This is a genomic window from Mangrovimonas sp. sgz306409 (genome assembly GCF_059735265.1).
The window spans coordinates 1-13,289 of the sequence record NZ_JCAPEU010000006.1; the positions used below are offsets into that span (position 1 = coordinate 1).

Here is a 13,289-nt window from a genome sequence, read left to right on the forward strand (position 1 = left end):
GGCAACCCACTCGGCAAACGCCTGGTCGATAGAAGCCTGGTCGGAACAGGCTGCCATTGTATAATCCTCTGGCGCGGTGAAGGAAACCTCAGGTGCTGTTACATTAATTGTTCTTGAAGTTGTTATGGTTCTTCCACAATTATCGGTATAAGTCCAAGTTTCTTCAAACTCACCACAACCACCTTCAAAAGGCTCCACTTCACTTAAAACTTCTCCACTAATTTCACAATCACCAGAATCCCCATTGGAGTAGCCTAAGCTAGTTGGCTCATAAAAATCAAAGTTCTCACATAAAATTTCTAAATCTTCCACAGGATCAAATACTGGAGCTGGAGCAGGCAAAACAGTTACGGTTTTATCTGCAGTAATTGAATACCCACACTCATCTGTATAAGTCCAGTTTACAATAATAACTCCACCACATTCATCATAATCAGGAGACAGAGTACCCGTAACCTGCCCACCAATATAACACCCTTTAGTACTTGCATTATTAGTATAAGACATCGTTCCTGCAACATAATCTGCAGCTTCACTACAAGTAATAGTTTCATCTGCTACAATTGGAAACTCTGGTTTTGGAGCTGGTTCTACAGAAATTATAAAAGGTCCTGCAGAAAGTACTCTACCACATGAATCTTCACCATTATAACTCACAGAAATAGTTCCTCCACAAACTCCATAATTCACAGATACTTCAGGATCAAGAGTCCCCATAACAGAACATTCACCTTCTAGGCCATTGCTATAGGTTGCAACTCCTGCCTCAAAATCTGTAGCTTCGTCACAAGCTATGCTCTCAGGAAAGTCCGGAGGTGTTACCGTAGCTATTGGAGCTGGCATCACCGTAACTGTTTTCATTGCGGTAATTGTATTTTGACACTCATCGGTATATGACCAATTAACATATAATGTGCCTCCACATTCATCAAATTCTCCCGTCAATACACCATCTACTTGACCACCTATATAACAAGCCTTTGAATCTCCATTATTAGTGTAGGACAAAGTTCCTGCAACATAAGTCGAAGCCTCCTCACAAGTTATCGTTTCATTTGCCACAACTGGAAATTCTGGAGTCGGAGCAGGCTCCACCATAATGTTATACTCTTGAGATTCCAATGGTCTTCCACAAGAATCTTCTCCAATATATATTACAGTTATCTCTCCTCCACACAAAGCATAATTAGACATTACCGTTGGAGGCAAGCTTCCCTCAACAGCACAATCACCTTCCAATCCGTTACTATAGGTAGCATCATCCAAAATAATGTCACCTGCTTCAGAGCAGCTAACACTAGTTGGTAATTCAGGTATTGTTAGTTCCGCTTCTGGAGCAGGTAATACTTCAATTAGGACGGTAACCGGCTCCAATTCTAAACCACACGCTACTTTACCATAATAACTTACGGTAATACTTCCTCCACAGGAATTGTAATCAGAAACTACTTCTGGAACAATATGACCACCTTCAATTAAACACAATCCTTCCGCCTCATTGGAAAAACTAGCTTCACCCGCAACAAAACTATCAGCCTCATTACAAGCCAAAGAGGAAGGCAATTCAGGTAGAATTAGATCAGGAACTGAAGTTGGCAATACAGCAACTTCTTGTGATGCCGTAATGGTTCGACCGCAATCATCTGTATATTCCCACCCAACAAACAATGTACCTCCACATCTAGTGTAATCTCCCAAAACGGGTAATGGCTCAACCTCTCCTGATATTGCACATGCACCTGTTTCCCCATTGGAATATGCTAGATTACCCGGAACAAAGTCTGCCGCTTCTTCACAGGTCAATGTTAAATCTTCTACTTCATCAAAGGAAGGCATTGGCGGCTCTTCCAAAAATATAACTTGCTCAGCTGTACTAGAATTTCCGCATTCATCGGTAGCAGTCCATATACGTAACACTTTTCCTGAACAACCATTTATAGCCTCGGAATCTGTATAAGTAAAAATTACTCCCGAGCAATCTGAAACACTTGGTTCAGGAATCTCTTCAGGTTGAAAAACTCCACAAGACACCGTCATATCCTCGACATCAATCACTGGAGGTGATTGGTCCCCACCTGAGTAAATTGCTTTCAACTCGGCCAAGAACTCTCCATCACAAAGAATGGAAAACTCATAGATTACGGTCCAATCGCAATCTGTTGATCCAGGCTCAGTTTCAATTGTCAGATTGACATCTGTTTCGCCATCACATTGGATGCTGTACAATTGCTCTACATCCTCAACAGTTAAAGCCACTGTTGACACCTCATCCAAACATAGGTTGTAATAGACGGACCTCTCGGCCGACTGACTGTAGATCGAATTCATAGAAAACAAAAAGAGCATAACAAAACCTAGGAAGGCCTTGATGCTCAAATTCCGTTTTTTCATGATTCCAATGCTACAACACGATAAATTAGCAACAGACTTCCAAAAGCGAGGAAATCCATTACTACGGGTAAAATTGTTCATAAACATAACATTTGGTTTTAATTAATTTTTTTAACACATGGCAATATGCCTACCAAAAACAAAAGTGAAGGTTCTAAAAAGGAATAGAGATGAGGGCACAAACTAAAAAGTCCTAACGAGAACTAAACTATCGCTAGAAACTAACAACCTGCTTTTGAATTTTCATTCAAAAACAACCAATAAAAGTGCTAAAAATCAATTGTTTTGCTATTAAACAATTTTTGGAAAGTAAAACATTCTAAATTTACAAAAAAACAAATCATAGAATAATAAAAATGCAACAAAACATAAAATTTACACCTTGTTACTTTTCTCAAAAATAGAAGATTACGTAATTAGTTACAAATAATTTTAAGATTTTTTTTGCATTTAAACCGTTAACCAAACTTTTTTGCTTTTTGTCGGATTGGAAAGAATTTTCTGTGTAAAAAACATCGACCAATGGCATGTGAAATTTTCCACACATAACCATATTCAACAACTAATTTACAATTAGTTAACACTCAACCTTAGCACTTTGATTATTATCAAAGTGATTGTTTGAAATTTACCCTACTTTTTAAGTTTTAACTTCTAAAATACCTTCTTAAAATTACTTTAATTGTTAATAATTGATTAATTAGCATACAGGGAAACATATTTCTATTATTTTTGAATGAACACAAAAACTTTATCATGAAGAAAACATTGTCCCTTTTACTGATTGCTTCTGCATTTGCATGTAAGCAAGAAGCACCACCTAAAGATTACGTTACTTTTTCAGGACAAATAACAAAACCAAACAGTGACTCCCTTACTGTTAGAAACCGTACTTATTCAAAAACTATTAAGGTAGCCCCTGATGGTAGCTTTAACGACACGCTTAAAGTAGATGCTGGCGTATACAGCCTGTTTGATGGTGCTGAGAGCACTATGATGTACCTTAAAAATGGCTACGACATCAAACTTACATTGGACACCAACCAATTTGATGAAACTGTATCCTATTCTGGAGCAGGAGCGGAAAACAGCAACTTTTTAGCTAAAAAATCCCTTAAGGAAGAAGAATTACTTGACCTTGATAAATTAAGCCAATTGGACAACATGGAAGCTTTGGACAATTCCATTGAATCCATTAAAAATGAATTGACTACATTTTACAATTCAGATGCCACTGTGGATTCCACAATCGTTGCTGATGCCATGAAAAATGTAGATCCTATGCTTAAATCTTATCATAGATATTTAGCGAGTTCCATTACTTTGAAACAAGACCTTCCACAAGGAAGCCCTTCTCCTGTTTTTGAAAATTTCGAAAATCACAAAGGAGGGACCACTTCCTTAAGTGATTTAAAAGGTAAATATGTTTACGTAGACGTATGGGCTACCTGGTGCGGACCTTGTAAGGCTGAGATTCCTCACCTAAAACGTATTGAAGAGGAATACCATGATAAAAATATCCAATTTGTAAGTATTTCTGTTGATGACGGAAGAGGTTTCAAAGGAGAAACTCCTGAAGCCGCTGCAGCTGCTGCCAAAGAAGGTTGGAAAAACATGGTTTCAGAAAAAGAATTAGGAGGCATCCAATTATTGGCTGACAAAGGATGGAAATCGGATTTTGTTCAAAACTACAAAATCAACGGGATTCCAAGATTTATCCTAATTGACCCACAAGGAAATATTGTGACTCCAGATGCTCCTAGACCTTCAAGCGCAGGTTTGGTAAAACTATTGGAAGAATTAGACATTTAATTAATTGTCCTTGATATAAGAAAAGGCCCACCAAAGTGTGGGCCTTTTCTATTTTATATTATTCTATTCATTATTCTTTTCCTGCTCTTCCATTCCTGGCTGTTTAAACAAATCCAAATAAGCTTCCCCTATAGCCTCTATAACGACACTCGCATTAAGGGCTTGATATCCTAAATCCATTACTGCAATATCAGCCGCTTTCCCATGTAGATACACTCCAAACAAAGCTGCCATCAATGGTTCATAGCCCTGTGAAAGCATACCAGTAATTACTCCTGTAAGAACATCACCAGTCCCCGCAGTAGCCAATCCAGGGTTTCCTGTTGAATTCACATAAATTCTATCTCTAAAAACAGTCATGGTATTGGCTCCTTTCACCACAATAATAAGATTGTACTTAGAGGTGAACGTCTTAATTTTTTCGAGTTTATCAAAATCATCCTTCCACTCTCCTATCAAACGTTTCAACTCTTTTGGGTGTGGCGTTAAAATGGTTTGCGGCTGCAACAATTCCAATAACTTTTTATTGGCGGCTAACATATTAATACCATCGGCATCAGCTACCAAAGGCCCACTATAACCTTTTAAAAATCCTTCAAAAGCTGAAACTGTCTTTTTATCCGTCCCCATCCCTACGCCAATCCCTACTGCAGAAGGTTTCAATTCAAAAGAGATGTCCGTAAGCAATTCATCTTCGTTATCTGTCATTACCATTGCTTCAGGAAATGAAGACTGCAGCGGGACATAACCACATTTGGGCACATAGGCTGTAATCAATCCTGCTCCAGCGGTCAAAGCTGCTCTAGAGGCCAAAGTAACGGCTCCAATTTTGCCATAACTTCCCCCAATAATCATGGCGTGACCAAAATCGCCTTTATGAGAAAATTTATCTCGAGGTTTATAGACGGACAGCATTTCGAATTTCCCTATCAGTTCAGCTTCTGTTTTAACCTTTTGTAAATAGGAAGGATCAATACCAATATCCAATATTTCCCATTCTGTAGTAAACTTACCTGTTTCCGGTAAAAAGAACACCAATTTAGGTGTTTGGAAACTCAATGTGTAATTGGCCCAAACCACGCCATTTTCATCTTCAGGCACTCGATCCGTAAACAAACCCGAAGGAATATCCACTGATAATGTAAACGCCTTTGAAGCCTTAAAATGCTGGAAAAGTTTTTTGACCCAATCATGAGCAGGCCGATTCAATCCAATTCCAAAAACGGCATCCACAATAATAGCATCTGGAGTAATATTTGGGAATTCATCTTCTTCATTCAACAATACTGGCCAGTTTTTGGAAGCTTGCTTAATACGGTCATAATTGATCAAAAAATCTTTGGAACGTTTATCGCTATAATTCACAATATAGGTACTCACATTATAGCCATAATTGATCAAGTGGCGAGACAACACCAAACCATCCCCTCCATTGTTTCCTATCCCGCAGAACACATGAATTGGAATTGGCTGCCCCTGCAATCTTGTATGGATCCAATTAAAAATTTTGGTAGCGGCCCGTTCCATCAATTCGGTGGAACTAATGTTTTGGCGTTCGGCTGTAAGTCTATCTCCTTCATAGACTTGCTCTTTTGAGAGTATTTTCATAAGTGGGATACTATTTTTATATGCAACACCTTGCTTAGCATTACATAATTCATTTTTCAACAGTTCAATTTCTCAATACAATTTATGTTTAAATAAAAACTCAGAGCTTTTATTGTTAATTCTCTAAAAAGATTGAAATAGTTTTTTAATTAAAGTAAAAATAATACATTTGATAGGCATATGAATACGAAGTTAACATTAAATAGTAACACCTTTGACTCCCATGTTTTTACGGGAGCTATAGCTACTATTCATTTCATTTTTGGCATTACAACCCGTTTGGGTTGTTAATTATATTCTCTCCGTACACAATGTGCTGTCAAAGCACCAAAAGTCTAAAAACCTTTACTACAATCAAAATTGATTAAAAATGAACGTATTAAAATTTGGAGGAACGTCTGTAGGCTCTGCAGAAAACATAAACAAAGTCGTTAACATTCTAGAAAACTATGCCGAAAAAGCCCCCTTGGTTTGTGTAGTTTCGGCCGTTGGAGGCGTTACTGACAAGCTTATCATTCTTGGTAAACTAGCACAAAACAAAGATGAAAGTTTCCAATCGGAATATGAAGCACTTAAAACGCTCCACTTGCAACTCCTTTCGGAATTAATCCCTAATGCAGGTCCTAAAGTGGTTAGCCAGCTTGAAGAAATTCTGAATGCTTTAAAAAGTCTTTTGGATGGTATTTTCCTTATCAACGAATTGTCTCCAAAAACATCCGATAAATTAGTGAGTTTTGGAGAACTTCTCTCTTCCTTTATCATTACTGAAACCTTAAAAAGTAAAGGTCTGGATGCGGTAAGGAAAAACAGCCAAGATTTTATCATTACCAATACTAACTACACAAAGGCAGATGTGATCTACGAACTAACATTGCCGAAAATTCAAGAATATTTTAAAACAGCTGAACAACAGGTAACCGTTTTACCTGGATTTGTAGCCACTTCCGAGCTTGGCGAAGCGACTACCTTGGGTCGTGGTGGATCGGACTTTACAGCGGCGATTGTCGCTACTGCTATTGAGGCTGAACAATTGGAAATTTGGACCGATGTAAGCGGTATGTATACCGCCAACCCTAAATTGGTGAAACAGGCGCAGCCTATCGAAAAGCTCTCCTATCAGGAAGCCATGGAACTCTCGCATTTTGGAGCCAAAGTACTATACCCACCTACTATTCAGCCCGTATTGATCCAAAACATTCCCATTGTTATTAAAAACACTTTGGAGCCTGAAGCTCCAGGAACCTATATTACCAACGACGAACAATCCAATGGATTGACAGTAAGAGGTATCACCAATATTGACAATATTGCCCTTTTAACTTTGGAAGGCAACAGTATGGTGGGCATCCCAGGATTTTCAAAACGCCTCTTTGAAACTCTTGCGATAAACAAAATAAATGTGATTCTTATTACCCAAGCGTCTTCGGAGCACACTATTTGTTTTGCTGTAGACGAAGCCGATGGGGACCATGCCAAGGAAGTTATCGACTTTAATTTTGGGTATGAAATAGCCCTTCGAAAAATCAATCCAATCCTCATTGAAAAGGATTTAGCTATTGTTGCCCTTGTAGGTGATAATATGAAAAGTCACCAAGGTATCAGCGGAAAAATGTTCAGTACTCTTGGTAAAAACAATATCAACATTAGGGCTATTGCACAAGGCGCTTCCGAAAGGAATATCTCAACCGTTATTGCCCAACAAGACGTTAAAAAGGCACTGAACACTTTACACGAAACCTTCTTTGAAGTAAAAACAAAACAACTTAATGTATTTATCAGTGGTGTTGGGAATGTTGGAGAACGATTGGTAGAACAAATCCATCAGCAAAAAAAATACTTACGGGACACTTTAAAAATCAACTTAAGAGTCGTTGGATTGTCTAATTCAAGAACTATGCTTTTTGATGAAGATGGTATTCCGCTTAAAAATTGGAAGGAGCTCCTTTCAAAAGGAGAAAAAGCCTCGATGGAAGGATTCTTCAATCGTATAAAGTTGCTCAATCTTCGTAACAGCGTGTTCGTAGACGTCACAGCTAACGAAGAGGTTGCAAAACTCTATGGAAAATATTTAAAAGAAAGTATTGCCGTAGTGGCCTGCAATAAAATTGCATGCTCTAGTTCCTATGAAAATTACACTGAACTCAAAAATCTATCCAGAAAGTATAACGCTCCATTATTGTTTGAAACCAATGTAGGTGCAGGATTACCTATTATTGACACCTTAAACAACCTCATCGCTTCTGGTGACAAAATCAAGAGTATTCAGGCGGTACTTTCAGGAAGTTTAAACTTCGTGTTTAACAACTTCAATGACACCACCAAATTTCATGACGTGGTAAAACAGGCACAGGCCGAAGGATACACAGAACCTGATCCGCGTATTGATTTAAGTGGCGTGGATGTTGCCAGAAAAATATTGATTTTAGCTAGGGAAAGCGGTTCAAAAATGGAATTGGAAGACATCACCAATCATTCCTTTTTGACCAAAGCTAATTTGGATAGTAAATCGGTAGATGATTTTTACAAAACCTTGATTGATGATGAAGCACATTTCCAAAAATTATACAGCGATGCCAAAGCTAAAAATTGTCAATTGAAATATGTGGCGGAATTCAACGAAGGGAAAGCCTCTGTAGGTTTGAGAGAAGTTCCACAAGGACATCCATTTTACAATCTTGAAGGAAAGGATAACATTGTGATGTTTTACACCCACCGTTACATAGAACAGCCAATGATTATCAAAGGCGCCGGTGCTGGTGCCGATGTAACCGCTTCTGGTTTGTTTGCCGATATCATACGGACTGGCAATGACTAAGTCCAATGTACATAAAGATGTAGCACAAACTGAAGCGACACTTAAGGTCTTTAATGACTGTGCCTCCATGTACGATCAAAAATATGTGGATATTTCAGCCTACGAACCTTCAGTCCTTCAGTTTTGTGAACTTCTTGACAACCATGACCAGCACTCCAAAATTTTGGAATTAGGTTGCGGGCCAGGCAATGTGACGCGTTTTGTTAAGCAGCGATTTCCAAACTTTAAGATTTCAGGAAAAGACCTCTCGCCTAACATGATTGACATTGCTACTAAAAATGTGCCTTCGGCCAACTTTGAGGTGATGGATTGCCGAGATCTTGAAAGCATTCAAGAGGTCTATGATGGCGTGATGTGTGCGTTTTTGTTACCTTATCTCTCCAAAGGTGATGTGGAGCAACTTATTTCTGAAAGTTCCAGAATTCTGTCCAAAAATGGATATCTGTACATCAGTACAATTGAAGGAAATTATGAGTCATCCCAATGGACTGGATCTAAGAATTATCCAGAACTCCGATTGTTCATGCATTATTATCAAGAAGAGGATTTAAGAAACATCTTAACCAAACATCATTTTCAAATTGTACATACAGAACAGTTGATCAATCCAACCAACCGAGACAACGAATTGATTGTAATAGCAAAAAAAAATTGAACCAATATTGAAAAACGAAATAAAAATATTTTCACCAGCAACGGTGGCCAATGTAGCCTGTGGCTTTGATGTCATGGGTTTTTGCTTGGACGCGGTTGGAGATGAAATGATTGTAAAAAAATCAGCCCAAAAAGGAATCCGTATTACCAAAATTGAAGGTTACGATTTACCTCTTGAGGCTGAAAAGAATGTTGCAGGGGTTGCCGCCCTAGCTCTTTTGGAAGATGCCAAACCAGATTTTGGTTTCGATATAGAAATCTACAAAAACATCAAACCCGGAAGCGGTATTGGCAGTAGTTCCGCTAGCGCTTCGGGCAGTGTGTATGCCATCAATGAACTTCTCGGAAGACCTTACAACAAAACACAACTCTCCTACTTCGCTATGAAAGGAGAAGCTTTGGCAAGTGGTTGTGAACACGCCGACAATATCGCACCTGGCATATTTGGAGGATTCACTCTAGTAAAAAGTGTTGACCCATTGGAAATTTTGGAAATACCAACACCAAATGAATTATACGCTACTATAGTTCACCCTCAAATAGAAATCAAAACCTCTGAGGCTAGAGCCATTTTGCCAAAGGATATTCCGTTACAAAAGGCCATTACGCAATGGGCAAATTTAGGAAGTTTGGTTCATGGACTTCACACAAACGATTATGAATTGATCAGCAAGTCACTTCACGATGTAGTTATTGAACCTTACAGAAGTACTTTGATACCTTATTTCCAAGAAGTAAAAGTACTTGCGCAAAAACATGGTGCCCTTGGGTCTGGAATCTCAGGGTCTGGACCTTCCATTTTTATTTTGTCAAAAGACGAAAACATTGCCAACCAAGTGGCACATGCCGCAGAAGACTTATATTCCAAAACCAACTTGGATTTTAATATACATGTTTCAAAAATTAACACCCAAGGAATAAAAACGTTGCTATGAAATACTATTCCCTCAACCGAAAGGCCCCAGAAACCACCTTCAAGGATGCCGTTATCAAAGGATTGGCACCTGACAAAGGCTTGTATTTTCCTGAATCCATAACACCATTGCCAAAATCGTTTTTTGAGCAAATGGATCAAATGGATAATGTGGACATTGCATTTGAAGCCATCAAACAATTTGTAGTCCCCGAAATTCCTGAAGACACTTTAAAAGAGATTATCTCAGAAACATTGTCTTTTGATTTTCAAATCGTAAAGATCAATAATCAAATTTCGTCCTTGGAATTGTTCCATGGCCCAACCATGGCTTTTAAGGATGTTGGTGCTCGATTTATGGCGAGATGCCTTGGCTATTTCAATGACAGCAATCCAAATGAAGTCACGGTTTTGGTGGCTACTTCTGGCGATACTGGTGGAGCCGTTGCCAATGGCTTTTTAGGAGTTAACGGTGTGAAGGTCGTTATTTTGTATCCTAGCGGCAAAGTAAGTGATATTCAGGAAAAGCAACTTACCACTTTGAAAAAGAACATCAAAGCTTTAGAAGTAGATGGCACTTTCGACGATTGTCAAGCGATGGTGAAACAAGCTTTTTTGGATGAATCCATAACAAGCCATATGCAATTAACCTCAGCCAATTCCATTAATGTGGCGAGATGGCTTCCGCAGATGTTCTATTACTTTTTCGCTTACAAAGCATTATACAAAACTCACAAGGACCTTGTATTTTCAGTACCTAGTGGAAATTTTGGAAATATCTGTGCAGGCATGATGGCCAAACAATTAGGCCTTCCTATTCAACATTTTGTAGCAGCCAACAATGCCAACAAAGTGGTTACAGATTATCTACGTAAGGGAATTTACGATCCTAAACCCTCCGTGCAAACCATAAGCAATGCCATGGATGTGGGAGACCCTAGTAATTTTATACGAATTCAAGAAATTTACCAGAATAACTACAAGAACCTCAAAGACGATTTATCCGGCTACAGCTTTACCGATAAGGAAACCAAAGAAGCTCTCAAGGAACTTTACAACGATTACAGTTATGTAGCCGATCCGCATGGGGCAGTTGGGTATTTGGCCTGTAAATCTTATTTAAAGGAAAACCCAAATGCGCATTGTGTATTTTTGGAAACAGCGCACCCTACCAAATTTTTAGATATTGTGGAAGAAGTCATCAGGGAAAACATCGAACTTCCTCCACAAATCCTTAAGGTAATGAGCAAGAAAAAAAGAGCGACTTCCATTGCTTCATATGAAGAATTGAAATCATTTTTGTTGGAGTCTTAGTTTAACTATCCTCTAAGGATTCCATAAAGCTGATGATATCTTTCATTTCGCTTTCGGTCAATCCAAGGGCATCCGGAGGCAAGGTTTGATATTCCAAATCCAGACCTAATCCAGCTCCTCCTCCATCATTATAAAATTCCATAAGCTGCTCCAAATTCACAAACACACCGTTGTGCATGTAAGGAGCAGTTTTGGAACTATTCCTAACGGTAGGCGTTTTGAAAAAATACTTCTTTTCGATAGTGTTGAATACATTGTAACGTCCCAAATCACTGTCTACAAGTGTTTCCTGAAGCGTGTCCTTTGGTACTCCCAACAATTCAAACTCGGTGTCTTTAAAATTTGGAGGCACCGTTCCGTTGAACACTGGTGGAAAATGACAGGTGGCACATTTAGCTTTTCCCATAAACAAATTAAAACCATTTACTTCATGCGAAGACAGGGTATTTTCCAAACCGTTGATATTGTTGTCGAATTTTGAATTGAATTTGTTCAGACTTCTAATATAAACCGCAATGGCATTCCTTATAGAATGATCTGAAACCTCAGCACCATACACTGTTGAAAACTGTTCAGCATACATGGAATCCCTGCTCACCACTTCCTTTAAATCCTGTAAGTTAGTATGGAATTCATTCTTATTGTTTACAACATCCACAATTTGCCCTTCAAGGTTTCCTGTTCGACCATCGTAAAAAAAGCTCCTTTGCAAGGCTGCGTAGGTTAATGTTGGCGTATTTCTCAGTTGTTTCGGAAATGTTTTTAAGCCATCTGTAAACGCCTTATTTTTATCATGACAGGTAGCACAACTCATAGAATTGTCACTGGACAATCTCTTATCTTTAAACAAGCGTTGTCCCAAACTGATTTTTGAAGACAGCAGACTATCCACTTCTACATACCCCGAGAAATAATCCATATTAAACGTATTGGCTGAGAATAATGACGTCATGTCATTGTTAAAAGCCAATTCCAAAGGAAACTCAACTTCCCAATCGGTTTTGGTGCGTTGCAACAATTCCAATTGTTTATGGGTATGATTTTTAATGAAATTGAATCTATCAAAACTTTCAAAATCAGAATTCAAATTCACAATGGCTTTATCAAAAGCTTCCTGAAACTCATTATACAAGACTTCTGAAGCAAATTCTTCTTTATAAACATTCAGTAACTCCTTTAAACTTCCATAGGCAATGATGCTTTCTTTCATGGAAGCTTCCAAAACAGGTGAATCAAAACCTGTAATTCCTGTTAAGGCAATACGAGCCACTTCATCACGAATGAGCCATAACACGTGATACGGCTTCAGCTTTAGACGTGTGTTTTGTTTGATGAGCTCCAATCGGTTTCTAGTTTGTTGCGCCACCCTTTTAAATTCGTCTTTATCAAAATGTTCTTCAAACAACAGCTCTTCCATCACCTGAAATCCAAACGGATTGTTGATTTTGATATCTGTAGCATCTTCTTCCTCTACACTTAAAATATTGGGGGCGTTCAAACTTTTATAGTTGCCCTTGTCTACATAAGACAATACGGGTTCTGCCATTTTAAATTGCTCTCGCGCATTTAAATACCCCTTCAGCATCAAGTCTCTGTTAGTACTGGCCAAGGTTGAATCCAAAAACTCAATACAGCGTCCTAAAGTATTCACATAACTGCGCTCCAAAGTAACACAAGGGTCAACGGCTTCTTGAGTTTCTGTACTTTTGCATGACCCCAATACAATGCACAAAAGACACACTAAACAATAGTGTGCCTTCTTTATGTGTTTCAAATAAAAAT

At 38.5% G+C, this 13,289-nt stretch carries 8 protein-coding genes; 5 read left to right on the plus strand and 3 right to left on the minus strand.

Annotated features, from left to right (window positions below; genetic code table 11):
- Positions 1-2,472, minus strand: a 2,472-nt coding sequence (locus tag AC6I5C_RS11105; protein WP_497905210.1) for a hypothetical protein, incomplete at its 3' end; no start/stop codon positions are given.
- Positions 2,473-3,147: 675 nt separating this feature from the next.
- Here AC6I5C_RS11105 and AC6I5C_RS11110 point away from each other — a divergent pair.
- Positions 3,148-4,203 carry a redoxin family protein gene (locus tag AC6I5C_RS11110; RefSeq protein ID WP_497905211.1) on the plus strand — a complete coding sequence of 352 codons (1,056 nt, stop codon included), beginning with the start codon at positions 3,148-3,150 and terminating at the stop codon, positions 4,201-4,203.
- A 63-nt stretch (positions 4,204-4,266) separates the two neighbouring features.
- On the opposite strand, the gene AC6I5C_RS11115 is transcribed toward AC6I5C_RS11110, so the two are convergent.
- Positions 4,267-5,811: an NAD(P)H-hydrate dehydratase gene (locus AC6I5C_RS11115; protein WP_497905212.1), complete on the minus strand. Its 1,545-nt coding sequence runs from the start codon at positions 5,809-5,811 to the stop codon at positions 4,267-4,269.
- Between the two features lie 370 nt (positions 5,812-6,181).
- On the opposite strand from AC6I5C_RS11115, the gene thrA reads away from it, so the two are divergent.
- From thrA to thrC, 4 genes are read left to right on the plus strand one after another with little or no spacing between them, the layout of a single operon-like run.
- Positions 6,182-8,626, plus strand: coding sequence for a bifunctional aspartate kinase/homoserine dehydrogenase I (gene thrA / locus AC6I5C_RS11120; RefSeq protein WP_497905213.1), 2,445 nt, complete (start codon positions 6,182-6,184; stop codon positions 8,624-8,626).
- Positions 8,619-9,281, plus strand: a complete 663-nt coding sequence (locus AC6I5C_RS11125; RefSeq protein ID WP_497905214.1) for a class I SAM-dependent DNA methyltransferase — start codon at positions 8,619-8,621, stop codon at positions 9,279-9,281. Before thrA ends, AC6I5C_RS11125 begins: the two co-directional genes overlap by 8 nt.
- Positions 9,282-9,288: 7 nt before the next feature.
- Entirely contained in the window at positions 9,289-10,215 is a 927-nt protein-coding gene (locus tag AC6I5C_RS11130) for a homoserine kinase (RefSeq protein WP_497905215.1), read from the plus strand.
- Entirely contained in the window at positions 10,212-11,507 is a 1,296-nt protein-coding gene (gene thrC, locus AC6I5C_RS11135; protein ID WP_497905216.1) for a threonine synthase, read from the plus strand. Before AC6I5C_RS11130 ends, thrC begins: the two co-directional genes overlap by 4 nt.
- A gap of 1 nt (position 11,508) precedes the next feature.
- Here thrC and AC6I5C_RS11140 read toward each other — a convergent pair whose 3' ends face one another.
- A complete protein-coding gene (locus AC6I5C_RS11140) occupies positions 11,509-13,281 on the minus strand; it encodes a cytochrome-c peroxidase (protein WP_497905217.1) in 1,773 nt (590 codons plus the stop codon).
- Positions 13,282-13,289 lie beyond the last annotated feature (8 nt).

Bases quoted from the DNA above. Each gene is read 5' to 3' on its own strand.
- AC6I5C_RS11110 (WP_497905211.1), top strand. From the start codon at position 3,148: ATGAAGAAAACATTGTCCCTTTTACTGATTGCTTCTGCATTTGCATGT.
- AC6I5C_RS11115 (WP_497905212.1), bottom strand. From the start codon at position 5,811: ATGAAAATACTCTCAAAAGAGCAAGTCTATGAAGGAGATAGACTTACA.
- thrA (WP_497905213.1), top strand. From the start codon at position 6,182: ATGAACGTATTAAAATTTGGAGGAACGTCTGTAGGCTCTGCAGAAAAC.
- AC6I5C_RS11125 (WP_497905214.1), top strand. From the start codon at position 8,619: ATGACTAAGTCCAATGTACATAAAGATGTAGCACAAACTGAAGCGACA.
- thrC (WP_497905216.1), top strand. From the start codon at position 10,212: ATGAAATACTATTCCCTCAACCGAAAGGCCCCAGAAACCACCTTCAAG.